Here is a 25,353-nt window from a genome sequence, read left to right on the forward strand (position 1 = left end):
CGTTAAAAAGATGAAAGTCACGCTGTTACAGATTGACTCTAAATGGATGGATGAACGCGGGAATATCTTGCGTGCAACAGCTCTTATGGACTCCCAGCCAGGAAGCGATTTATATGTCTTGCCGGAAATGTGGAGTACCGGATTTGTAACAGACACCATGGAGAATGTTCCAGATGAAAAGCATAGCGTGGCTTTGCAGTGGATGAAGGAAGAAGCGGCACGGCGCCGTTGTGCCATCTGTGGCAGTCTTGCCGTACGAGATGATGAAGGGGCATATCGCAACCGACTTTATTTTGTTGACGGACGCCATGACCGTGTGGCGTATTATGACAAGCATCATCTTTTCTCTTATGGCGGCGAAAACCTACATTATACTCCCGGACAGCATCACACCATTGTCGCGTATGAAGGAATGAGAATCCTTCTGCTGACCTGTTACGACCTGCGCTTCCCCTGCTGGATACGTTATGCAGACGATCGGGCGTATGATGTCATCCTCTTGGTGGCTAATTGGCCCCAAGGTCGCCAATCGGCTTGGCAGATACTTACAGCCGCCCGGGCTATAGAGAATCAATCCTATTTCATAGGAGTCAACAGGGTCGGTGACGATTTAGTCACACATTATATTGGTGGGAGTTGCGCCATTGACCCTATCGGTCGCACGATGGTTTCTCTTGGCGATACAGCAGAGGCTGTTAGCGTAGCACTCTCCCAGTCAGAACTGTTAAGAAGACGTGAAAAATTCCCTGTGCTCGATGACCGTGATTGAAATATTCTCCAAAAACGTTGCGCATTTGCTGAAAATAGCCTACCTTTGTAGTCGCAACAAAATAAAAGGCGTAAACCTATGACACTGATTATCGTACTCATGTTCGTTGCGGCATATTTGCTGATTGCCACTGGTCATTTTACCGGTGTCAACAAAGCTGCAATTGCCATGTTCCTTGGCACGGCTGGATGGGTGGTCTATGTTTGTTATGGCACAGACTTTGTCATGCAGCAACACCCTGCGGATTACCTCGAATACCTATCAGGCCGCACTCCAAATAGTGAAACAGTCAAGTATTTCATTTGCGAGAATGTCTTCTTGAAGTATGTAGGCAAGGCTGCGGCAATCGTTATGTTCTTGTTGGCCACCATGTCGATTATCGAACTGTTGAATAACAACGGATGCTTCGATTTCATTTCCGAATGGATCCGGACACGCAACTCCAAACGATTACTGTGGACCATTACCCTGGCCACTTTCATCATCTCTGCCAATCTTGACAACCTCACCACCACTACGATGATGCTTGTCATCATGAATAATGTTTTGCAGAGCGGACGCCAACGGATGCTCGTAGGTTCTGCCATTGTGCTTGCTGCAACTTGTGGCGGATGCTTTACGGTAATAGGTGATCCCGTCGGACTTATCCTATGGGGCGATGGCGTGGTTACCGCCAGCCATTTCTCAGCCTATATGCTGTTGCCTGCCCTGATAGCCTGGATAGTTCCTACTATGCTCATCAATCGTGAGTTGCCCGACCGCCTCGATACCGAGTGGATAGCCTCTCCTTACCGTGGTGACGATACTCGTCTGAACCGTTGGCAACGATTGGTCATGCTCTTTGTGGGCATCGGCGGATTGTGGTTCATCCCAACATTTCACAATATCACCAAACTCTCCCCCTTCTTAGGCGCTTTGTGCGTCTTGAGCGTGCTTTGGCTTGTCAACGAAGCCTTCAACCGCCGATTGATGAATGCCGATCAGATGGCGCAGCGTCGCATCCCCCGTGCCTTACAATATGGCACCATCCAGCAAATCCTGTTTGTCATGGGAATCATGATGGGCATGGGTGTCATGCTTGAAACGGGAGTGCTTGGCGATATAGGCATTTGGTTGGCAGAAACATTCCATAACAATTGGTTGCTTGGCATTGGAGCAGGACTGCTTAGTGCCGTGGCAGACTCCTTTACCGTGGGCTTAAACCATATCATGCTCTATCCTCTGGCAGAGAGTGGGGAGATGGCGGTAAACGGAGCATATTGGATGATTATGGTGTTCTCAACGGCTGTAGGCGGATGCCTGCTTTGTGTAGGATCAGTCAGCGGTGTGGCACTCATGAAGATGGAACATGTTCGTTTGGGATGGTATCTGCGCCATCTCACATCGAAAGTTGCAGTAGGATGGTTGTTGGGACTTGCCGTCTTGTGGGCAGAAATACACCTATTATAATATTAAGAAGGATAACTCATTAATACCATATTATTATGTCTAAGATTAAAACAATAGGAATACTTACATCGGGAGGAGATGCTCCCGGTATGAATGCAGCCATTCGCGCCGTCACCCGTTCGGGTATCTGCAATGGACTTAGTGTAAAAGGCATCTACCGCGGTTACGACGGACTGATCAAAGACGAAGTGAAATCATTCACGACAGAGGATGTGAGTGGCATTATCACGCGAGGCGGTACCATCCTGAAAACTGCCCGTTCCAAGGAGTTTATGACTCCTGAAGGCATGCAGAAGGCATACGAAACATGTATCAAGGAAGAGATAGATGCCCTTGTGGTCATCGGCGGTAATGGTTCGTTGACCGGTGCACGCAATTTTGCTATGGAGTACGACTTCCCCGTAGTGGGACTTCCAGGCACTATTGACAACGACCTTTACGGTACTGACTCAACCATCGGCTACGATACTACGATGAATACCATCATGGAGTGTGTCGATCGCATTCGCGATACTGCTAACTCCCACGAACGCATCTTCTTCATCGAAGTCATGGGTCGTGACGCTGGTTTCCTTGCTCAAAACTCAGCCATTGCCTGTGGTGCAGAGGCAGCCATCATTCCTGAGGAATCTACCGATGTCGATCAGCTCGCACGTTTCATGGAGCGCGGCATCCGAAAGTCTAAGAAATCATGTATCGTCATCGTTTCCGAGAGTCCCAAATGCGGTGCGCTCTACTATGCAGACCGTGTGAAGAAGGAATTCCCTGAGTTTGACGTGAGAGTATCTATTCTGGGACATTTGCAGCGAGGTGGAAGTCCCTCCGCCCACGACCGCATCCTGGCCTCCCGTACTGGCGTAGGAGCCATCAAGGCACTGATGCAGGGCCAGCGCAATGTGATGATTGGCGTGCGCAATAACGAAGTGGTCTTTGTGCCATTCAGCGAAGCCATCCGCAGCGACAAACCATTAAACAAAGGACTGATCAAGGTGCTTGATGAACTGAGCATCTGATCTGGACGGACCTTGTTGACAATCCCATCATAATAAGTTATAAACACAGCATATGGAATTTAAGGATTTAGTACAGATGCGTCGTTCCCACCGTAAGTTTACCGAACAGGAAATCGACGGAGACGATGTAAAGACAATATTGCGTGCCGGACTGATGTCACCCACCTCCAAGGGTCAGCGCTCCTGGCAGTTTGTCGTGGTTGACGACAAGACCGACCTGGAAAAACTTTCCGACGCCAAAGATTTGGGCGGACAGTTTCTGAAGGGTGCTGCATTAGCCATTGTTGTGCTGGGTGATCCCCTGCAGAACGACTGTTGGGTGGAAGACGGTTCTATTGCTGCCATTTCCATGCAGTATCAGGCAGAGGCCCTCGGACTTGGTTCATGCTGGGTGCAGATGAGAGGCAGAGGACTTTCCGACGGTACAAGTGCCGATACGGTTATCCAGGGTGTGCTCGACATTCCCGAAAACCTTCATTGCCTCTGCATCTTGGCAGTCGGTCATAAAGCAGACGAACGCAAGCCTCAGAATGAAGACCGGCTGAAGTGGGAGAACGTACACCTCAACAAGTTCTGATGCAGATCGTATTGATTGGCGCAGGACGCCTCGCCACCAATCTTGCCGTTGCCCTCCATCAAGTGGGCCATGACATCGTGGCAGTATATAGTCGTACCATGCAGTCTGCCCAGGAACTGGCGCAGCGTGTTGGTGCGTGTCCTACCGACAGGATAGACAAACTGCCTGTTAGGGCAGACGCCTTTATCCTTTCGGTTTCCGACAATGCCCTTGAAGACATAGCCCGACAAGTGGTGAAGGGTAGGGAAGAACAAATCTTCTTTCATACCGCAGGATCCATGTCTATTGACGTGTTGGCACATGCCCGCCATTACGGAGTGTTCTATCCCATGCAGTCGTTTTCCAAGGAGCGGTTGGTCGATTTCTCAGTCATTCCCTTGTTTGTAGAGGGAAGCGATGATCAGACCTTGCAGACCGCTTTAGCCTTGGCAGACAGCATTAAGGCAAAAGCCTATCCGTTGTCCAGCGCCGACCGCCAATACCTGCATGTTGCAGCCGTCTTTGCCTGCAATTTCGCCAACCATTGTTATGCGTTGTCGGCAGAGGTGTTGCAACGTCACGGCATAGACTTCCGTGTCATGTTGCCGTTGATCGACGAGACAGCACGAAAAGTCCATCAGCTCACTCCTGTTGAAGCACAGACAGGTCCTGCCGTTCGCAACGACATGAATGTGGTCACCCACCATCTTGATCTGTTGTCCTCTACACCTTGGTTGGCAACTATCTATGAAGAGTTTTCCAAAGACATACAACGCACAGCATTGACAAAATGATAAACTACGATTTACAAAAGATTCGAGCCGTAATCTTCGATTTGGACGGAGTCCTCTCTGCCGAAACCATCTCACTTGGTGCCGATGGAACCCCTTTGCGTACCGTCAATATCAAAGACGGTTATGCCATTCAACTGGCGGTGAAGATGGGACTCCGTGTGGCCATCATCTCAGGTTGTCTTATCGAGTCAGTACGCAAACGCTACGAAGGCCTGGGAATGACAGACATTCATCTTGGAGCATCCGTTAAGATCAAGGTCTATCAGCAGTTCAAGGAGAAATACGGACTGACCGACGAAGAGGTCATGTTCATGGGCGATGACATACCCGATCTCGAAGTGCTACGCTTGGCAGGCTGTCCTGTATGTCCGCACGACGCCTGTCCCGAAGTCAAGGCAGCCAGTCTTTATGTCAGCGACTACGATGGAGGCTACGGCTGCGGTCGCGACGTATTGGAGCAAGTATTGAAAGCACAAGGCAAATGGCTGAAGAATGAAAAAGCCTTCGGGTGGTAATTCCCTTTACTGAACTATCGCATGTGGGGAAGTTAAGGGAAGTTAGGGAAGTTAGAGAGAAGTTAAGGGACCTTTATTTTTACGACAAATGATGTTAAACAGCAAATACAAGATAATCCTTGCAAGCAATTCTCCTCGTCGTCGCGAATTACTTGCAGGCATTGATGTGGATTTTGAGGTAAGGGTAATACCCGACATCGACGAGAGTTATCCACCATCGCTTCCCGTAGATCAGGTGGCAGGATTTATCTCGCAGAAGAAAGCAGACGCCTATTTGCCGACCCTGCATGATGACGAACTTGTCATTACAGCCGATACCGTGGTTATTGTAGGACAGGAAGTGCTCGGCAAACCAGCCGATGAGGAAGAGGCCCGCACCATGTTGCACAAGCTGAGTGGTAAAACCCATCAAGTGACAACCGGAGTGTGTCTGGTTACCCGTCATCATCGCGAATCGTTTTCTGTCACTACTGATGTCACTTTCAAGACATTGTCAGACGACGAGATTGATTATTACATCCGCACATATCGTCCTTTCGACAAGGCTGGCGCCTATGGCATTCAAGAGTGGATCGGATATATTGGCGTGACTTCCCTTCATGGCAGTTACTTCAATGTGATGGGATTACCGGTGCAACGCATCTATGAGGCGCTTAATAAATGTTAATAGCACACTTATAATATGCATAAATGGTTAAAAAACGTGCTTAAAATGCATTTTGGTGTTGATAGAGTGTTGCTATTCCGAAATTAAATTGTACCTTTGTATTACGCAACTAGTAATTTTAATCTATATTTATCATTTTCCTCGGGGGAAGCAATCTGTGAAGACGCTTCCCTTTTTCTTTATATCACATAGAAACTACAGACATTTTTAATGTCACACGGACGACACGGAATCACGTAACAAGCAACAACGGGCTGAAGGCCCAATGGTTTTCCTAGCCCAGGGCAACGCCCTGAGGACATCATGGCATATTATCAACTACGTCCTGTAAGGACAAAAGTGAAAACACGGGGGCAAGTCCCCTTGTTTCATGTTTGTTTTCAATAAATTAGTTTATTTTACTCCAGAACTCTTCTGGCAGAGATATATTCTCCACATTCTTAGCTGCTATGAATAGTGGAGCGATGTCTTCTGGTTCAAAGCCAGCAATGCCGCAACCTATAGGAGTCACGAGAAAGTGCATTTCAGGATGCTGAGAAGCGAATGCCAGAAACTCATCCACATAAGGTTTGATAGTCTCTACGCCACCTTGCATGGTAGGAATGGCATACGACTGTCCCTGAATACCGACACCGTTACCCATGACAGCACCGAAGTTCGTGTGAGCCATACGTGCTGCACCACCTGCGTGAATACCTTGAAGGTTTGAACCGAAAACAAATATCTCGTTTGATTTGAGGGAAGATATAAAAGAAGGAGTAATACGCTTGTTGTCCATATATGATTGATTTTTTGCCATAATAGAATGTCCGAGCTCCTCGTACATGCGAGCATAACAAGATGTGCCGCGTGGAGTCTCCTTGTCCATTCTTTTACACAATTCCACAGTGCCTGTGTAAAGACCGGATCCATAGTTTTCTATAACGAAAGGAGTCACCACCTCTTCCATCATTTTCTTGTATCGTTGATTAACGGCTGCTGGAGTCATTCCCAGTTGCGCAGCCACCTCTTTCTGTTTGAAACCGACACGGAAGATCATGAATGCAATGTCATGCATGATACGGTCATGGTAGTGAGCTGCAACAGCCTCTGCCACATAAGAGAGCATTCCCTCTTCCTTATCGGTAGAGCGAACATATTCCAGTACCACGTCAGCAGCTTCCTCAGCCTTGTGTTCAAATTCCTTGTTGTATGCTTTCAGCGCATCGAGTACTACAAAGTGAAAACCTTTGGCCATCCAAGTGGAGAGTTTCATCTCCTTTGGCTTATCCAATAGAGGCTTGAACTTGAATTTCAGCAGATGGATGTAATACTCATGTGCCAGTGAGTAGAAGTCCAGTCCCGTCTTGTTGCGGAGTTGGTATTTATAATCATATATGTTATATGCGCGACGGCAGTAACCATAGAAGTATTCTTTGGTTATAGCAGGATCGAACGAGCGGAATCCGTCAATGATGTATTTATCAGCATGTTCCATCATATTGAACTTTTGTAGTTAACTGCAAAGATAATCTTTTTCAATCAAAAAAATCGAGTTTTTACAGTTTTCTGCTTAATTTTTTTCACCAGATTCTCTTCTTAATGTATAAAGACGTCTTATAAATCAATGTTTAATCATCTAAATTCCAACAATTATGACAACAGAAAGCAAAACCACCAAGAGAGTATATAACCTTGTTATCATCGATGAATCAGGCAGTATGAATATCATCCGCAGACAAGCACTTGCAGGTATCAACGAGACCATCACCACCTGTCAGAAGATGCAGAAAGCCCACAAAGACCTGGAGCAGCGAATCACCCTCATCACCTTTGACAGCGATCATTTCAAGCTCCACTATGACAATATCAATGCAGCAGAAGCATGTCCATTGACTCTGAAGGACTACAAGCCATGTGCAGCCACTCCACTTTACGATGCTATCGGCAAGGGAATTGCCAAGATCAACGCACAGACAGAAGCCGATGACAATGTTCTTGTTACCATCATCACCGACGGCGAGGAAAACTGTTCAGAGGAGTACAATCTCAAGATGGTCAAGAACCTCATTGAGAAGCTGAAGAAGCAAGGCTGGACATTCACGCTCATTGGTACAGAAGACCTCGATGTGGAAGGCATGGCAGGTTCCATGGCCATTGACAACCACCTTTCATTTACCGAAGATGCCGAGTCAACAGAAAGAATGTTCGCCCAGGAGCGCAGAAGCCGAGAGCGTTATAATGAATGTCTATACTGCAAACGTGAAATGCCTATAGGCAGTTACTTTGACGAAGACAAAGCATAATATACATAAAGGAAGACAAGCGACACTGGTCATACATCCAGTGTCGCTACTATAACGGAGCAGAGAATCCCCCGAACCCCACTCTTCATGTCACGTATGTCACGGGGTAGGTCGTTGTCTTCCCCAAATATCCGACGTTCCGTTATGACATTGACCTTTCTCTGTGGCATCTTAAAAAAAAACGTTTTCCAAAACTGTCAACTGTCAACTGTAACGCTTGTAACACAAAAAAATCGTTTTTGGAAACTGTCAACTGTCAACTGTAACGCTTGTAACACAAAAAAAATCATTTTTGGAAACTGTTATCTGTTATCTGTTATTTGAAACGCAAAAACGTTTTTGGAAACTGTCAACTGTCAACTGTAACGCTTGTAACGCAAAACAAAATCTTTAACGAAAATCTTTCTCCGTGTCCTCCGTGTGATCCGTGGATTTTTTTTGGGTAGCCTGAAGGCTAGAAATCTTTTGGGGAAATCTTGATTAAGATGTTGCTTCACAAGAAATAATCTGTAATTCAGGGAGGTAGCAAACAAAATCTTTAACAAAAATCTCAACTGAAAATGCGCTCGAATACCTCGCCTCTGGGAAGGGTTTTATTTTGGATCGCCTACGGCTCGACATCTTAACGAAAATCTTTAGAATAATCTTTAACGAGAATCTTTTTCCGTGTCCTCCGTGTGATCCGTGGATTTTTTTTGGGGTAGCCTGAAGGCTAGATGTTTTGGAGTAGCGAAGACAGAGTGAGAGTTCCATTTCATGGCACCTTTTCTCGCCATGGCAGAATTAAAGCGAGCTTTATTCTGCTCATCTGGCTTAACGAAAACGTTCCATTTTATGGCACCTTTTCTCGCCATGACAGAATTAAAGCGAGCTTTATTCTGCTCATTTGGCTTAACGAAAACGTTGAATTTCATCCTTCGTTTTCTCGCCATGACAGAATTAAAGCGAGCTTTATTCTGCTCATTTGGCTTAACGAAAACGTTCTTTAACTTCAATCAATTCCATCAGTTGCGAAACTTAATTTTTTTTATCTTCGTGAGTGCGATGTGCTGCCTTTCCAGATGGTTTGAGGATAGCGTCCTTTACTGTCAACGGTGAGTCTTACATTGCCGGTGTCGCCGGTGGAACGCAGAATGACTAACGCTGAGCCGTGGTAGAGGTGGCGACGGTTGCCGACATGAACTTCATCGGACTGCAAATCGCCGTTGTCTGTGGCAACAATCTCTGCCGGACCTTCTACCTTAAACACCAATGGGTCGTTGACATCCCACACCCGACGTCCTTGGCGGTCAATGGCTGTGATGCGCAGATGTTGCAGGTCTTTCCCGTCAGCTTTCCACTGGCTGTTGTCGGCTTCTATCTGTAAGGCAGTCGCCGCTCCTGTGGTTTCTATCCTGTGGCGAGCCACTATCTTTCCGTTGTTGCGGGCAACAGCCTCCAGGCGCCCTCGCTGATAGACGATACCTCGCCAGAAGATGCGGTTGCGCTGTGTGGGCAATAGGGTGTTGTGCTTCCTGCCTAATGACTTTCCGTTGAGCAGCAGTTCTACTTCCTCGGCATTGGTATAGGTGTAGAGCGAGAGGGTGTCGCCTGCTGTCCTGTTCCAATGATCTGATAATTGGTCAACAGCCACATTGATGCCGTTCCATTCTTCGCTATGCTGCGCATGATCCAGGATGGCGATGTGAACAGTGGGTTCGGTGGTAAACATGCTCTTGACGAGATATGCCAATGGCTTGGGTTGCAAGGAGATGTCGAACACCCCTTGGTTCCATCCCTTGACGGGCCACCCCATGCTTTCGCCAAGATAGTCGATAGCACCCCAATATGCCAGTCCGACCACCCAATCGTGGTTCATGCCGAAAAAGTTGGTGCCTATCATCGAGGTGTTGGCCTCGCTTTGATAGAAGATATGGTCGGGATAACGCTTGCGGTCTCCAGGGAAGTACTGGTATCTGTAGTTGTAGGAGGCGATGTCTGTTGCGATAGCCAACGGTGCCGGCAACGAATCGGTTTCGAGACTCCTATAGCGTGGATGCATGGCTACGGTGGTGGGACGTGTGGTGTCGTAACGGTGCAGCAGGGTTCGCATGAGGCGGTAGGCGGTAACCCCCCAATCGTTGAAGGGGAGGTCGGACCGCTGTTGCAGTTCGTTGCCTACGCTCCACATGACGACGGAGGGGTGGTTGCGGTCGCGCTGCACCCATTCTGTGATGTCGTTCTGCCATAGGTTCTGCCAGGACGTGCGTCCTCCGGCAAACTGTTGCAGCCATTTGTCGTACAGTTCGTTGACCACGATGATTCCGTATTTGTCGCAGAGGTTCAGAAACTCTTCGCTATATGGATTATGGGCAGTACGGACGTGGTTGTAGCCAAACGACTTCATCAGTTGCAGCCGCTTTTCAATGGCGCGAGGGTAGGCTGCCGCTCCCAATGCGCCGAGTGTATGGTGATTGGCAAAGCCCTTGAGCAGCACTTTCTTTCCGTTGATGCGCAGGCCGTATTGTGGAGAAAACGCGATGGTTCTCACGCCGAAGGACTGCGATACCTGGTCGAGGGGCTGGTGCTGACGGTTGTAGATCGTGACGATGGCGGTGTAAAGGTACGGACTTTCACACGACCAGAGCTGTGGATGCTGAAGGGTTATCGTGTCCAACGGATATTCACGCTGTCGCCAGCGTGGCGAGTAGTGGAGGGGTTGTTCGTGTTGGGCAACGGTCTGTCCGGTCTGGTCAACAATCGTTACTCCGACGGTCAGGGGTTCTGCCTTTCTTTTGTTGAACAGCTCCGCTTGAATGCACACCTGTCGGTTGTCAACGGTTGTGATGAATAAAGGGTGGCGTGCAAAATGCGTGTCTTTATTGCTGATGATCAAGCGCACGTCACGATAGAGGCCGCCACCGGTGTACCATCGTGAATTGTCGGGAGACTGGGTGTCTGCCCTGACGAGTATTTCGTTTTCCTGACCGAAGATCAGCTTGTCGGTGATGTCGGTTTCAAAACCGAGATAGCCGTAGTCTGTGCCTCCTATCCGTTGTCCGTTGAGATAGACATCGCCCACGAGCATGATGCCTTCAACATCGAGCACGATGCGCCTGTTTTTCCAACTGTTGTCTGGGGTGACGGTACGCCTGTACCAACCAACAGCCATCTCCTTGAATCCTCTGCTGCTGAGTCGGCTCTTGGTATTGTTGGCAGCATCATTTTTGTTGACCTTCTCGTCTTGTTGCGGAGCAACCCATGGTTGCGAGATCTGGAAATCGTGGGGCAGATGAACCACTTCCATGCTCTTGTTTTTCAACTCATCGGTGTGGGCCACATCGCCTCTGTAAAACTGCCAGTTGCGCGACAGGGAAATGGTGTCGCGTACGGCGGCTTGAAGCGGTTGGAACAGTAGTCCGCCTGCCATGATCAGCATTAAAGACTTTGTTTTAATAGATTTAGGAAATGACATAATGCTTAGGCGGTTATGAATTACAGATTATGATATAACGGTGGCGACGATACGTCGTGATCCGCCATGATTGCGGAATTCACAGAGATAGATGCCCTGCCATGTTCCAAGGTTGAGTCTGCCGTGAGTGATGGGAATAGACAGGCTCACACCGAAGAGCGATGATTTGGCATGGGCAGGCATGTCGTCAGCACCTTCGAATACATGTTGGTAGTATGACTCATTTTCTCTTACAACATGATTGAGAATCTCTTCCATGTCCGTTCTCACATCAGGATCGGCATTCTCGTTGATAGAGAGTGCACACGAGGTGTGCTGTACGAAGAGGTTAAGGAGTCCGGTCTCGGGCAACGGTGCGGTGAGGTTTGCCAGTATCTCGTTGGTCACCAGATGGCACCCCCTGCGTTTGGGGGCAAGGGAAAAGGTGGTTTGCTGTATCATGATGGCGTATTGTTGTTGTCAGTGGATAAATCAGGCTTGTGTCTCACTATCTTATAGCCGATGGAAGCAATGAAGATGCTCATCAGCGGGCTGAGGATATTGAAGAAACAATAGGGCAGATAGGTGAACGTGGCAACGCCCAATACCGTGGCCTGCGTCATGCCGCAGGTGTTCCAAGGCACGAGGACGGAAGTGACGGTAACGGCATCTTCCGTCGTGCGACTCAACAGGCAGCGCTCGTAACCCTGACGGTCATAGATATCCTTAAACATATTTCCCGTCAGCAGGATACACAGATACTGATCTGCCACCGCAAGATTCATCATCATTCCGGTGCAGGCTGTTGATGCTACCATGGTGGTGCGTCCCTTCACCAAATGAACAAAAAGGCGTGTGATGCCGCCTACCATGCCACCTGCCGACATGGCCCCTCCGAAGCACATGGCGCAGATGATGAGCCAGATGGTGTTCATCATGCCAGCCATTCCGCGCGTGGAGACGAGTTCAGTCAGTACGGGGATGTCGTCAGCCACAGACGTACTGCCGTAAACGCTTTTCATGGCAGCTTTGAAGAGGGACGGGTCGATGTCGCGAAACACATCGGTCTGGAAGATCAGACCGAAGATGATGGCTGTCAAGGTGGAGAGAAACAGCGTGATCAATGGCGGCCATCGGCGTGCGATCATCACGCCGGTCAGTACAGGGACTGCCAGAAGCCATGGGGTGATATGGAAACGCTGTTCCAAAGCGGCAGTAAACGACATGATGTTCTGACTGTCGTTGGTGGTACACAGAATACCGCCTATGGTAAAGAGTATCAGCGCAATGGTCAAGGAAGGAATGGTGGTGATCAGCATGTATCGGATGTGGCGGAACAAGGGAACGCCCATGCTTCCAGACGCCAATACGGTGGTTTCGGAAAGGGGCGAAATCTTATCGCCGAAATAGGCGCCGCTGATGATGGCTCCGGCAATCCATCCGTCGCTAAATCCCTGTGCGCGTCCGATGCCCATCAGTGCTATTCCGATGGTGGCAATGGTGGTCCACGAACTACCCGTCATAAGGCTTACCAAGGCACAGATGACGCAGGCAGAAGCGAGGAAAATATCGGGATGGATAAGCTGTATTCCGTAGCTGATGAGCATAGGGACAACGCCGCTGACCATCCATGCGCCACTTAACGCACCGATGAACAGCAGGATGGTGAGGGCACTTGCCACACTTGCCACATTTTTCGTGATGGCTTTCTCAAAACTTGCCCACGGCACATGAAGGAATACCATTCCGATGAGTACGCAAAGCGCCGATACAGAGAGTAGTGTGATTTGGCTTGCTCCTTCGAGAGAATCGCTGCCAAACGATCGGATGGTGAAGGTCAGCATGACCACCAATACAATTAGCGGCAGTATAGACAGAAAGACCGATGGTCGTTTCTTGAGCGTCAATTCCTTTTTCTTCTTTTCCAATTTTATTAGAATTATAGGGGTGATGGATGTCGTTTGTCCGATGTCAGGATGCCGATGGCTGATCTAAACGTCCTGAGAGGAAGAATCTTCTGGTTCGCACGAAATAGAGCAATACTCCCAGCGCATGAGTGACTGATACGGTCCAGAATGCGGTAGCGTAGCCTAAGTGCTCGGCAATGGCTCCGCCAGCGATAATGCCTATGCCGACGCCTACGTCCCACGAGATGAGTATGGTGGAGTTTGCCGTGCCTCGCTCGTTGTGGTGTGCCATGGAGATTATCATATTCTGGAAGGCAGGCCACAGGTGTCCGTTGCCTAATCCGATGAGTATGGCTGAGCCGTAATAGCCGACCATGTCAGGACAGGCGACGAAGATGGTGTATCCTGCCAGCGAGAGGAGCATGCCCTCTGTCGCATTTTGTGTGAGTTTGCCTTGGCGTAGCGCCTTGCTCCCCTGTAGTCGCGACATCATCAGACCGATGGAACAGAGCAGAAACCACGTTCCTGTTCCTCCAGTCATTCCCAAGACCTGTTTGCCGTAGATCGCCAGATAGTTGCTCAGTACGCCAAAACAGAATCCGAAGAATATCATGTTGAACCCCAGCATCCAGCCACGTGCCAGAAAGAATCTGTCGAGGGAGATGCGCTTAGGTGCCTGGGTGACGGTAGTGGGCTTTAGCCGAACTGTCGCATCCACCATCCAACCGAATGTCGCTATGATCAAAGCCATCCAAAACAGCAATTCGAAATTGTGGGTCTCGGCATAGATATAAATGGCAAATGTTGGTGCGATGGCCATGGCGAGATTATTGCTCAGGCCATAATAGCCCACGCCTTCATTACGTCGTGAGGAAGGGAGCACATCGATGGCTACCGTTGAATTGGCAACCGTGAGCGCACCAAAGGGTCCTCCGTGTAATGTTCTGACCAATGCAAACATCAACAAGGTTCCTGCAGCCAGATATCCTGCAAAGAAGATGGAGAATGCGGCAAAGCATACCATGAGCACCTTCTTTCGAGGAAACGTATCAACAAAATAACCGCTGAATGGCCGGAAGAGTAATGCCGTAACGGTATATCCCGAAAGCACCAGTCCTATCACGTCTTTCGTAGCTCCGAAAGTTTCGCTGAGATAGAGTGGCAGGAGAGGTGTCAGGAGATAGAAGGCAAAGAACAGCGAGAAATTGGCTGTCATGACCTTCACGTAATTGGCATTCCACAGTCTTTCCATGGACATCGGGTTTATTGTACGTATTGCCGTAATGCAGCAATAAGTTCGTTGTTCTCGCTCTTCAGTCCGATGGTCACACGCAGACAGTTATGACATAGTGTGATGCGTGATCTGTTGCGTACAATAATTCCATGATCGACCAGATAGTCATAGATAGACTGTGCATCGGTCATGCGAGCCAGAAAGAAGTTGGCATCTGACGGAAATACCTGTTGGCAAACCGGCAATTCGAGGAATGCTTTCATCATGCGAACTCTCTCGTCGAGAATACTTTTCACCCATCTATCCACGTCATAGGGGTTGGCAAGGGCTTCCATCGCCTCTGCCTGTGTCAGCCGGTTGATATTATAGGGGTATTTCACCTTATTAAATATATCGATGATTTCCTTGCTGGCAAATGCCATGCCCAAGCGGATTGCTGCCAATGCCCATGCCTTGCTCATGGTGTTGAGCACAATGAGGTTGGGATGGGTTGCCAGTTCGCTACGGAACGACTGCTGGCGTGAGAAATCGATGTACGCCTCATCGATGATGACAATACCCTGGAAGCGTTCTACGACATGGAGCATCTCCTCTCTGTCGAGTGAGTTTCCTGTAGGATTGTTGGGCGAACAGAACCATATCAGTTTGGTGTGCTCGTCGCAAGCCTGCAATATTTGATCGGCCTGAAACTGAAAACTCTCGTTGAGCGTCACTGTGCGATATTCCACATTATTGATATCTGCGCACACGCGGTACATGCCGTATGTAGGTTCGATGGCCACCACGTTGTCGCGTCCCGGTTCGCAGAAGATGCGGTAAGGCAGGTCGATAGCTTCGTCGCTACCGTTACCGAGAAAAATATGCTCAGGAGCGACACCCTTGACCTTGGACAGCGCCACTTTGAGTTCTCGCTGGAGTGGGTCTGGGTATCTGTTATTGTCGGTCATGCTGTACGGATTCTCGTTGGCATCGAGAAAGACGTGAGCCTGCTTGCCAGAGTATTCGTCGCGGGCAGAGCTATAAGGTGCGAGTTTCCAAATATTTGGTCTTACCAGTTGTTCAAGTTGTTTCATGCTTTAAGCGATTTTATTCTAACTGTCATTGCGTTACGGTGAGCATCAAGCTGTTCGGCTTCTGCCATGAGTTCCACGGCGCGGCCAATTTCCCTGATGCCTTGTTCTGTAAGGTGTTGGAAGGTGATTTTACGGCAGTAGCTGTCGAGATTCACGCCGCTGTAGGCTGTTGCATAGCCATGAGTGGGGAGTGTGTGGTTGGTGCCGCTTGCATAGTCTCCTGCACTCTCGCAGGCATATTTTCCGAGGAAGACACTTCCTGCATTGATGACCTTTTCTGCCAAGGCCTCATAGTCCTCAACCTGCAAAATGAGGTGTTCCGGTGCATAGGCATTAGACAGTTTCATGGCCTCATCGAGATCGCTTACCAAGACATAGTTGCTGTTTTCCAACGCTTTTGCTGCCATTTCCTTGCGTGGCAATGCTTGCAGTTGGCGATTAACCTCCTCTTGTATCTCCTGGAGTTTCTCCTCAGAGGTGGTGATGAGCAACACCTGTGAGTCGATTCCGTGTTCTGCCTGAGACAGCAGGTCTGCTGCTACGAATGTTGCATTGGCCTGGTGGTCGGCAATGACACAAACTTCCGACGGTCCAGCGGGCATGTCGATAGCCACCTCGTCGAGACTAACCTGTTGTTTGGCAGCCATGACGTATTGGTTTCCCGGTCCAAAAATCTTATAGACTTTCGGTACGCTTTCCGTTCCGTATGCCATGGCACCTATGGCCTGTACGCCTCCAGCCTTGAAGATTCTGTTGACGCCAGCCACCTGTGCGGCATAGAGAATGGCAGGATTCACCTTGCCTTCGCTGTTTGGCGGGGTGCAGAGTACGATTTCGCTGCATCCTGCAATTTTTGCAGGAGTAGCCAGCATGAGAACTGTGGAGAAGAGTGGGGCAGTACCCCCAGGAATATACAATCCGACTTTTTCGATCGCCACACTTTTTTGCCAGCATTTTACGCCTTGACGCGTTTCAATGGGTTTCCCTTCAAACTTTTGTGCTGCATGAAAGGCATGAATGTTTTCATGTGCCAAAATGATGGCAGCTTTCAGTTTATCATCCAACAGATGTTCTGCCTCGTCCATCTCCTGTGCTGAAACAGCCAAAGAATGGAGTGTTACGTGGTCAAACTGCGCCTCGTACTTCTTGACAGCCTCATCGCCATGCTCTTTGATGTCGTTGAGCACCCCAGTCACCGTGGCATGGAGCTTGGAGAGGTCCAGATGTGGACGCTGGATAATTTCTTTCCATTCGTTTTGTTGCGGGTATCGATAAGTTCTCATAGCTTAAATTCCTTCCGTTATGTTATTTCCTTTTTTAATAGCATAGAGTAGAGCAATTACCTTGCTCTACTCTTGTGGGGGTTAACCTGTAAGTGACAGGATAAGTGATAAAGAAGCGTTTGTCTTTCGCTTAAAGTATCATTTTTTCAATAGGAGTCACAAGAATGCCTTGTGCACCCATTTCTTTCAGTTTGCCGATAATCTCCCAGAAACGCTTTTGATCGAGTACGGTATGTACGGAGCACCAGTCGTCGTCGGCCAATGGAATGATAGTAGGACTCTTCAGTCCTGGCAATACGCTGATGATTTCCTGTAGTCTTGCCTTGGGGGCATTCATGCGCACGTACTTCTTGTCTTCTGCGTCTTTGACGGCCTTAAAGCGGAAGAGCATCTGTTCGAGTATTTCGCGCTTCTCCTGACTCATATTCTTGTTGCCGATGAGTAATGCCTCGCTCTGCATGACCACTTCCACCTCACTCAGGTTGTTGCTGACCAATGTGGATCCGCTGCTGACGATGTCGAAGATACCATCAGCCAAACCGATTCCCGGACTGATTTCTACGGAACCTGTGATGACGTGGATTTCGGCGTTGATGTTGTGCTGCTCCATGAAATGTTGCAGGATATTAGGATAGGATGTGGCAATTTTCTTGCCGTTGAACCATGCCAACCCCTGATAATTGATGTCTTTAGGAATGGCCAGTGAAAGTCTGCATTTGGAGAATCCCAAGCGTGAGATGATTTCAGCATCTTCGCCACGTTCTACAAATTCGTTTTCACCTACTACGCCAATGTCAGCAACACCACTTGCAACGCTCTGTGGAATATCGTCGTCGCGCAAGTAGAGCACTTCTAAGGGGAAATTCTGTGATTGTACCAATAGGGTGCGTCGTCCTGAACTGACTTTGATATCTGCTTCTGCGAGCAGATTCATCGTGTCGTCAAACAGACGACCTTTGGATTGTACTGCAATTCTCAACATATAAAAATCTATTTCTGATGATTTCCTTTGCAAAAGTACGCAATTCTGGTAATATTTCCAAAAAATTGATTACTTTTGCAACGAAATTTTAATAAATTGATGCGAAAGAGAATATATATACACGTTTTTGCTCTCTTGCTTTTGTGTGCTGCATGCAAGCACCAACAGGATGAACCTCAACTCACACCTTGGGGAGAGGAGCAAGATTCGTTGTCGGCAGATTTTGACTTGGAGCAGATTGTGGGTAATGGCGAAATGATTGTTTTGACCATGACGGGTCCAGAGACCTATTATGATTATCATGGTCATTATCTTGGAACTCAATACCTGCTGTGTCAACGCTTTGCGGAAAAGATTGGCGTGGGACTGCGCGTCGAGGTCTGTCGGGATTCGGCAGAGATGGTGCGCCGCATCAAGGATGGTGAAGCCGATGTGGCGCTGTTCGCAGGACGAGACGATCGGCTGGCGTGGCGGATAGGTCCCGATAAACCTCAATTGGAAAAAGAAATAAAAGCATGGTTTCGTCCTCAGCTGATTGCCGAGACACGTAAGGAAGAACAGTATCTGCTGTCGTCTCGTTCGGTTCGCCGACGCGTATTTGCGCCGATGCTCAATGCGAAAGGAGGCGTGATTTCTAAATATGATGCACAATTCCAGCAACATGCCCGTCGTATCAGATGGGACTGGCGACTTTTGGCAGCTCAATGTTATCAAGAGTCAACATTCGACTCGCAAGCGCGTTCATGGGCAGGTGCCTGTGGTCTGATGCAGATCATGCCGTCAACAGCAAACCATCTCGGACTGGCTCATTCCGATTTGTTTGATGCAGACAAGAATATTGCCGCTGCTGTGAAGTTTATTGAGGAACTGGACGGACATTTCCGAGATATTCCCAATCGGACGGAACGTATCAAATTTGTACTGGCAGCCTATAATGGCGGGTCGTATCATGTGAGAGACGCCATGGCACTCACCCGCAAGCACGGTCGTGACCCGCATCGCTGGAATGATGTGAGTCAGTATATCCTTGCTTTATCGCAACCGCAATATTATAATGACCCAGTGGTGAAGAACGGATATATGCGTGGAACAGAAACCGAAGACTATGTGCGTCGTATTATCAGCCGGTGGAATGGCTATCGTGGCATTAAGACAGCCGCCCACATGAATACCACAGGAGTACCCCAAAAAGCACATCATAAAAAAAAGAAATATAAGATATAGGTCATATTTCCGCAAATATATTTTTTTTATAAGAAAATAATGTGTAACTTTGCAAAGATTCTCTTAAAGCATAAGAAAATGAAGCAAACAATTCTTGTAACAGGTGGAACAGGATTCATCGGTAGTCACACTACCGTAGAACTGCAGAATGCCGGATATAAAGTGGTGATAGTTGACAATCTGTCCAACTCCGATGCAAAGGTAGTGGACGGTATCGAGAAGATTACGGGAGTTCGTCCTGCATTCGAGCAAGTGGATTGCTGCGATTTTGCTGCGATGGACCGTGTGTTCTCAAAGTATCCCGATATTTCTGGAATTATCCATTTCGCTGCATCGAAGGCTGTGGGCGAGAGTGTTGAGAAGCCTTTACTTTATTATCGTAACAATATTGTTAGTTTGGTGAATTTGCTGGAACTCATGCCTAAGCATGATGTGAAAGGCATTATTTTCTCGTCAAGCTGTACGGTTTATGGTCAGCCAGCCCCAGAGAACCTTCCTGTTACAGAGGATGCTCCTATCAAACCGGCAGAGAGTCCTTATGGTAACACCAAGCAGATCAACGAGGAGATTATCCGCGACGATATTCACAGCGGAGCACCCATCAAGGCTATCCTGTTGCGTTACTTCAATCCGATTGGTTCGCACCCAACAGCCATTATCGGCGAACTGCCCAATGGCGTGCCTATGAACCTCATACCTTATGTAACCCAGACCGCTATGGGTATTCGTGAACAGCTCAAAGTGTTTGGTAACGATTACAATACTCCTGACGGAACATGCATCCGCGATTATATCTATGTGGTGGATTTGGCAAAGGCTCATGTGAAAGCCATGGAGCGTGTGCTTGATACCGACAGCGAAGCCCTTGAGGTATTCAATATTGGAACAGGACATGGCTGCTCTACCAAGGAAATCGTTGAAACTTTTGAAAAAGTTACAGGCGTTAAGCTCAACTGGACTTTCGCTCCTCGTCGCGAGGGAGATATCGAAAAGGTATGGGCTAATCCTGAGAAAGCCAACAAAGTATTGGGATGGAAAGCCGAAACTTCTCTGGAAGACACGCTCATGAGTGCGTGGCGCTGGCAGCAGAAGCTTCGTGAAGAAGGAATACAATAATTTTTAAATTATACTTAAGACTAACCAGTCTTCAATAGTGGGACTGCGTTTTTATTTTGTGTTTGTGTTGTTATGAGCCCCCGATGAGAATCGAGGGCTCATTCTATCAAAACCCTATTGAAAAAAAACAAATGACAATGGAAGATATACTCGACAATCTTAACGAAAGCCAGCGCACAGCAGTAGAATGGTGTGATGGTCCGCAATTGGTTATTGCAGGGGCAGGATCGGGCAAAACGCGTGTGCTGACCTATAAAATAGCATACCTTTTGAGAAAAGGACTGGCTCCGTGGAATATCCTTGCATTGACATTTACAAATAAAGCAGCTCGCGAGATGAAGGAACGTATTGCGAATCTGGTTGGTACAGACAGAGCTCGCGGTCTTCACATGGGTACCTTTCATTCCGTTTTCTCACACATCCTGCGAGTTGAAGCGGAAACCATTGGATATCAGTCGTCCTTTACGATATACGACCAAAGCGATTCCCGTTCGCTGGTGAAGAACATCATCAAGGAAATGGATCTTGACGATAAGATCTATAAACCCGCTTCTGTTGCCGATCGCATCTCCATGGCGAAAAACCATCTGGTGTTACCACACACTTATGCTATGAGTGCATGGGCGAAAGATGATGCAATACGTCGTCAACCGTCAATTTCTGCAATATATAAAAGGTATTGTGAGCGTTGCAGACAGTCCAATGCCATGGATTTTGATGATTTACTGGTGAACACCTTTATGCTTTTCGATGCTAATGAAGAGGTCTTGCAGAAGTATATCGACCGTTTTCAGTACGTACTCGTGGATGAGTATCAAGATACCAACTACGTCCAACAAGCTATTGTCTCGCAACTCACCAAATCCACAGGACGTATCTGTGTGGTTGGCGATGATGCCCAGAGTATCTATGGATTCCGTGGTGCTAATATCGACAATATTCTTAATTTCCAACAGGAATACCCCAATACACGCCTCTTCAAACTCGAACGAAATTACCGGTCAACCCAAAATATCGTTGATGCAGCAAACAGTCTGATCCGACATAATCAACGGCAGATTCCTAAAACGGTTTATAGTAAGAATGACGAGGGTGAACACCTTGTACTTAAACCAGCCTATAGTGACAAGGAGGAGGCTATTATCGTATGTAATGATATCCGACGTATCAGAAAGACGGAAAACGGACGTTATTGCGATTTTGCAATACTCTATCGTACCAATTCGCAGAGTCGTGCCTTTGAGGAACAAATGCTGAAAGATAATATCCCATATCGCATCTATGGCGGACTGAGTTTCTATCAACGCAAAGAAATCAAGGATGTTACGGCTTATTATCGTGTCGTTGTCAACCCCGACGATGAGGAGGCTTTGCGTCGTATCATCAACTATCCGGCAAGAGGCATTGGCGATACGACTCTTCGCAAGATTATAGATGTTGCTAATCATGATGGCGTCAGTCTATGGTCTGTCATCTCACAACCGCATCTGCATCCCATTCCTGTTGGGAAATCAACTTTGACGCGCCTGGATGCCTTCTGTCAACTCATAGAAGGGTGGCGTGTTCGAATGGCTGCTGAAGATGCTTATGAGATAGGTCACGCCATTATCATGGAGAGTGGTATAAGTAAGGAAATCTATGCTTCGAAAAATCCAGATGATGTGGCACGTCAGGAAAACCTTGAAGAATTTCTTGGCAGTTTGAAGGATTTTGTAGAAAACCATCGTGAAGAGGGATTAGTCGAACAAATGTCGCTGGCAGACTATCTGCAGGATGTGGCGTTGTTGACAGACCTTGACAGCGAACAAGGTGATGAAGACGACCGCGTGGCGCTGATGACTGTACATAGTGCCAAGGGATTGGAATTTCCTACGGTATTTGTCGTGGGACTTGAAGAGAACATCTTTCCATCTCCCATGAGTGCCGGTTCTACACGTGAGTTGGAAGAGGAACGTCGTTTACTTTATGTGGCTATAACGAGAGCAGAGCGTCATTGTATATTGACATGTGCTCAGAACCGTTGGCGTTATGGTAAGTTGGAATATGACACTCCTTCGCGGTTTATAAAGGATATTGACACCCGTTTCCTTCGGGTGGAGTCAGGACGTCAGGATTATGGACGAGCTGAGAGCCTGTCTGGTTCAAGAACAAAATCTGTTTATGGGAATTCCTTCTCAGGACAGTCTTTACGAAGCGGTTCTTCATGGCAACAGAATCCTCATCCGGTGGCCTCACAATTTAAGGCAGACCCCAAACCCCGTATTGTGGCTCCTCGTCAACCGGAGTCAAGTGTTGATCCGTTGTCTCCCTCCTTCCGTCAGCAACTTCAGAATGCGGGCGGTAATCGTTTCAAACCCGTGAACAGGGTCGTTTCTTCTAATTCAGTATCATCTGCAACAACGGCATTAAAAGAAGGTAACGTTATCGAGCATCAACGTTTCGGAGTGGGAACTGTTCTACGTATTGACGGTAGTGGAGAAAATGCCAAAGCTACAGTAGAATTCCGCAACACAGGTACCAAGCAACTCTTACTGAAATTTGCCAAGTTTAAGATTGTTCAATAGACGATAAGACGATAAAGCAATCCCGAATCCATCCCGAAGGCGTCTCGACCAATGGTCACGGCGCCTCGAAGTCGAGAGCAGATGCAAAGTTCACTTAACGTTTCTTGTATTCGTCTTTTCGTTTGGGGTTCATGGGGAACCAACCTTTTTCGACTCGTCCTTTTTGTTCGAAAATCTCAAGAATACTCCAGAGGCAAGAGCATCCCACAACGCCTAATATGGGGCTGATGATATTGTCAGCAACAATTAGACTGGCGGCGATAAAGACGATGCCGGCAAGGGCAAAGGCCCACCAGCATCGTGTGCCGAAATAGTATTCACACTTGATGACGATAGGGTGGAATATGCCGATAACCAGAAAGGTGATGACGGCTATTATCAATCCTGAAAAATTCATAGTTGTTTATTGATTTAAATTGTAAGAAAGTCGGTTATTCTCCGTAGTCGGCAACGAATTGGTCTTCCGATATAATAGGAATATTCAGTTGTTGTGCTTTACGGTTTTTGCCCGATGTTGATTGAACGTCATTATTGATGAGGAAACTTGTACTACCGCTGACTGCCGATGCCACATGACCGCCCTGGCTCTCGATGTACGCCTTGAGGGCATTACGGTTCTTGTAATGGTGCACATCGCCAGTAATCACAAAGGTTAGACCTTCACAACGGCTTCCTGTAGGCTGGGAAGAAGCTTGGCTGACCGTAATTTGCTGCATGAGTCGCTGATAGTGAGACAGATTGTCTGTGTTTCTGAACCATCGAACAAAAGAAGCTGACTTCTCAGGACCTATACCTGCCACATGGGCAAATACTTCTTGTGGCTCGCGTTGTGTGGCAAAGAGATCTCCCTCGTCTTTTGTCGCTTCGTTAACAAGTGTCTCCAAAGGGTAGGCAGCAAGTAGTCGCTTGCAAACATCTGCTCCGCAGAGTGGAATGGTAAGAGCATAGAGCAGACGGTGGGCCTCGGTCTGGCGTGCTTTTTCTATACTTTGCTTAATATTTGATGCCGACCGCTGTCCAAAACCATCCATCTGCGCTATTTCGCGGATATGGTCGCCAAGGGTGAAAATATCGGCAAACTCACTAATCCATCCTTTATTGATAAATTTTGCGATGGTTTGCTCTGAAATTCCATCGATGTTCATACCCTCCTTGGATACAAAACGGGCAAAGATGCGAAGTTGCTTGGCGGGACAATGACCGTTGGTACAATGAAGCGTTCGAGTACCGCTCGTCTCGCTGATACGCACTTCCGTTGCTGCGTGACAGACTGGACATTGTGCAGGAATATGCAACTCGCCCACAGTCTGACAGACTTTAATGACCTTGGGGATGATTTTATTGGCTTTGATGACCTCTATGCGTGTGCCGGCACCACCAATGCCCAGTCGTTCACACTCACTAATATTGCAGAGTGATGCACGCTGCACGGTCGTGCCTTCAAGGTTGACTGGTTGGAAAATAGCCACAGGGGATATGGTATTGGCAGCACACGACCACTCAATCTCTTTGAGTTCTGTTTCTGCAGCCTCGTCTTGCCATTTGAAGGCCAGACCAGCGCGTGTGGCATGATGGCCTGTGACAGAACCTGTTTGTGCATAGTCGGTATCATCGTAACATACGACGAGTCCGTCAACGGGGAAAGGACAGGTCCGGTTGGTGACACGCAGGGTGAACGCGTCGATCACTTCCTGTATATTCTTTGTGTTTGGCTGTTGCACAGCAGTTCGCTCCACCGTATTGAACCCCATACTGTCAAGCCAGTTCATGCGTTCGCCCCACGACACGATTTCGTGTTCACAATAGACTAATGTAAATGGAATCCATTGTACATGACGTCGGCGTACTTCATCCGTATCTTTCAATGTTAGGGTTCCCGATGCTAAATTGCGAGGATTGGCGAACCCTTCGCCTCTTTCCATTTCAAACTGTTCGAAATCGGCATAACTGATAACCGCTTCTCCACGTATTACCGTGTGTCCCAACTCTTTAATTTGTTGCGGAATACCGCTGATGGCTTGAGCCAAATGGGTGATATTGGTACCGATGTGACCATTTCCGCGTGTCACCACCTTCGACAGACGTCCTCCATCGTAAGTCACCACAAGTGTCAGTCCGTCAAGTTTCCACGATATCCATATAGGGAGCCCTTCTGCCCATTTCTCAAGATCTGTGGTGAGCTTGGTCTTTGCCAATGAAAGTGCAGCAAATTCATGTTCCTCTTTCTTTCCCGCCATATCGTCATGCGATACGTTATGGGTAGGCGAATCAGGTAACACGGTGGCGGTCTGCTGTTCTAATTGGCGGAGCTCATCGAAACGAGCATCCCACTCAAAGTCTGTCATCAGTTCGCCTTGTCCGTTGTAATAGGCTTCTGATGCACGGTTGAGTTGCTCAACCAGTTCTTTCATGCGTTGGAGCTGTTGTGGGGCTATTGTTGTATTGTCCATAATCTACACTGGAATAAGATAAATAGACTGCAAATTTAA

Annotated in this window: 21 protein-coding genes; 11 read left to right on the top strand and 10 right to left on the bottom strand. The window is 47.9% G+C overall.

What is annotated here, in order from left to right; genetic code table 11:
- The first annotated feature begins 10 nt into the window (after window positions 1-10).
- From CIK96_RS00130 to CIK96_RS00160, 7 genes are all read left to right on the top strand, one after another.
- The gene (locus CIK96_RS00130) at window positions 11-769 is read left to right on the top strand and encodes a nitrilase-related carbon-nitrogen hydrolase (protein ID WP_094391051.1); all 759 of its coding nucleotides are present in this window, start codon (window positions 11-13) and stop codon (window positions 767-769) included.
- 78 nt (window positions 770-847) lie between these two features.
- A complete protein-coding gene (locus CIK96_RS00135; RefSeq protein WP_094438919.1) occupies window positions 848-2,218 on the top strand; it encodes an SLC13 family permease in 1,371 nt (456 codons plus the stop codon).
- A gap of 35 nt (window positions 2,219-2,253) precedes the next feature.
- Window positions 2,254-3,231: a 6-phosphofructokinase gene (gene pfkA, locus CIK96_RS00140; protein WP_094391049.1), complete on the top strand. Its 978-nt coding sequence runs from the start codon at window positions 2,254-2,256 to the stop codon at window positions 3,229-3,231.
- Between the two features lie 52 nt (window positions 3,232-3,283).
- A complete protein-coding gene (locus CIK96_RS00145; RefSeq protein WP_094391048.1) occupies window positions 3,284-3,808 on the top strand; it encodes a nitroreductase family protein in 525 nt (174 codons plus the stop codon).
- A complete protein-coding gene (locus CIK96_RS00150; protein WP_094391047.1) occupies window positions 3,808-4,581 on the top strand; it encodes a Rossmann-like and DUF2520 domain-containing protein in 774 nt (257 codons plus the stop codon). The genes CIK96_RS00145 and CIK96_RS00150 overlap by 1 nt, the downstream gene beginning before the upstream one ends.
- Window positions 4,578-5,096: an HAD family hydrolase gene (locus tag CIK96_RS00155; protein ID WP_094438921.1), complete on the top strand. Its 519-nt coding sequence runs from the start codon at window positions 4,578-4,580 to the stop codon at window positions 5,094-5,096. Before CIK96_RS00150 ends, CIK96_RS00155 begins: the two co-directional genes overlap by 4 nt.
- Window positions 5,097-5,187: 91 nt before the next feature.
- Entirely contained in the window at window positions 5,188-5,763 is a 576-nt protein-coding gene (locus tag CIK96_RS00160) for a Maf-like protein (protein ID WP_094439047.1), read from the top strand.
- 388 nt (window positions 5,764-6,151) lie between these two features.
- Here the strand turns inward: CIK96_RS00160 and CIK96_RS00165 are convergent, their stop codons facing one another.
- A complete protein-coding gene (locus CIK96_RS00165) occupies window positions 6,152-6,541 on the bottom strand; it encodes a hypothetical protein (protein ID WP_371592272.1) in 390 nt (129 codons plus the stop codon).
- Between the two features lie 856 nt (window positions 6,542-7,397).
- On the opposite strand from CIK96_RS00165, the gene CIK96_RS00170 reads away from it, so the two are divergent.
- On the top strand, window positions 7,398-8,048 hold the full coding sequence (locus CIK96_RS00170; RefSeq protein ID WP_144007210.1) for a vWA domain-containing protein: 651 nt from the start codon (window positions 7,398-7,400) through the stop codon (window positions 8,046-8,048).
- 1,027 nt (window positions 8,049-9,075) lie between these two features.
- On the opposite strand, the gene CIK96_RS00180 is transcribed toward CIK96_RS00170, so the two are convergent.
- The 7 genes from CIK96_RS00180 to hisG form a co-directional block, all read right to left on the bottom strand.
- The gene (locus CIK96_RS00180) at window positions 9,076-11,466 is read right to left on the bottom strand and encodes a glycoside hydrolase family 2 TIM barrel-domain containing protein (protein WP_254047040.1); all 2,391 of its coding nucleotides are present in this window, start codon (window positions 11,464-11,466) and stop codon (window positions 9,076-9,078) included.
- Window positions 11,467-11,529: 63 nt separating this feature from the next.
- On the bottom strand, window positions 11,530-11,943 hold the full coding sequence (locus tag CIK96_RS00185) for a secondary thiamine-phosphate synthase enzyme YjbQ (RefSeq protein ID WP_094438925.1): 414 nt from the start codon (window positions 11,941-11,943) through the stop codon (window positions 11,530-11,532).
- Entirely contained in the window at window positions 11,940-13,409 is a 1,470-nt protein-coding gene (locus CIK96_RS00190) for a Na+/H+ antiporter NhaC family protein (protein ID WP_254047041.1), read from the bottom strand. The genes CIK96_RS00185 and CIK96_RS00190 overlap by 4 nt, the downstream gene beginning before the upstream one ends.
- Window positions 13,410-13,452: 43 nt before the next feature.
- Window positions 13,453-14,640, bottom strand: coding sequence for an MFS transporter (locus CIK96_RS00195; protein ID WP_371592249.1), 1,188 nt, complete (start codon window positions 14,638-14,640; stop codon window positions 13,453-13,455).
- A gap of 11 nt (window positions 14,641-14,651) precedes the next feature.
- Window positions 14,652-15,695, bottom strand: coding sequence for a histidinol-phosphate transaminase (gene hisC, locus CIK96_RS00200; protein ID WP_094438929.1), 1,044 nt, complete (start codon window positions 15,693-15,695; stop codon window positions 14,652-14,654).
- Window positions 15,692-16,978 carry a histidinol dehydrogenase gene (gene hisD, locus CIK96_RS00205; RefSeq protein WP_094390807.1) on the bottom strand — a complete coding sequence of 429 codons (1,287 nt, stop codon included), beginning with the start codon at window positions 16,976-16,978 and terminating at the stop codon, window positions 15,692-15,694. Before hisD ends, hisC begins: the two co-directional genes overlap by 4 nt.
- A 130-nt stretch (window positions 16,979-17,108) precedes the next feature.
- On the bottom strand, window positions 17,109-17,960 hold the full coding sequence (gene hisG / locus CIK96_RS00210) for an ATP phosphoribosyltransferase (protein ID WP_094390806.1): 852 nt from the start codon (window positions 17,958-17,960) through the stop codon (window positions 17,109-17,111).
- 99 nt (window positions 17,961-18,059) lie between these two features.
- Here hisG and CIK96_RS00215 point away from each other — a divergent pair, with 99 nt between their 5' ends.
- The 3 genes from CIK96_RS00215 (at window position 18,060) to CIK96_RS00225 (ending at window position 22,864) form a co-directional block, all read left to right on the top strand.
- Window positions 18,060-19,184, top strand: coding sequence for a transglycosylase SLT domain-containing protein (locus tag CIK96_RS00215; RefSeq protein WP_158214654.1), 1,125 nt, complete (start codon window positions 18,060-18,062; stop codon window positions 19,182-19,184).
- 78 nt (window positions 19,185-19,262) lie between these two features.
- Window positions 19,263-20,300 (top strand): UDP-glucose 4-epimerase GalE, encoded by a 1,038-nt coding sequence (gene galE, locus CIK96_RS00220; protein ID WP_094438931.1) that lies wholly within the window; start codon window positions 19,263-19,265, stop codon window positions 20,298-20,300.
- 137 nt (window positions 20,301-20,437) lie between these two features.
- The gene (locus tag CIK96_RS00225) at window positions 20,438-22,864 is read left to right on the top strand and encodes an ATP-dependent helicase (protein ID WP_094439055.1); all 2,427 of its coding nucleotides are present in this window, start codon (window positions 20,438-20,440) and stop codon (window positions 22,862-22,864) included.
- Window positions 22,865-22,958: 94 nt separating this feature from the next.
- On the opposite strand, the gene CIK96_RS00230 is transcribed toward CIK96_RS00225, so the two are convergent.
- Both CIK96_RS00230 and ligA read right to left on the bottom strand, forming a co-directional pair.
- Window positions 22,959-23,261, bottom strand: a complete 303-nt coding sequence (locus CIK96_RS00230; RefSeq protein ID WP_094390802.1) for a DUF4491 family protein — start codon at window positions 23,259-23,261, stop codon at window positions 22,959-22,961.
- A gap of 34 nt (window positions 23,262-23,295) precedes the next feature.
- Window positions 23,296-25,314 (bottom strand): NAD-dependent DNA ligase LigA, encoded by a 2,019-nt coding sequence (gene ligA, locus CIK96_RS00235; RefSeq protein WP_254046235.1) that lies wholly within the window; start codon window positions 25,312-25,314, stop codon window positions 23,296-23,298.
- Window positions 25,315-25,353 lie beyond the last annotated feature (39 nt).

It is taken from the genome of Prevotella sp. P4-98 (genome assembly GCF_002251405.1).
GTDB lineage: Bacteria > Bacteroidota > Bacteroidia > Bacteroidales > Bacteroidaceae > Prevotella.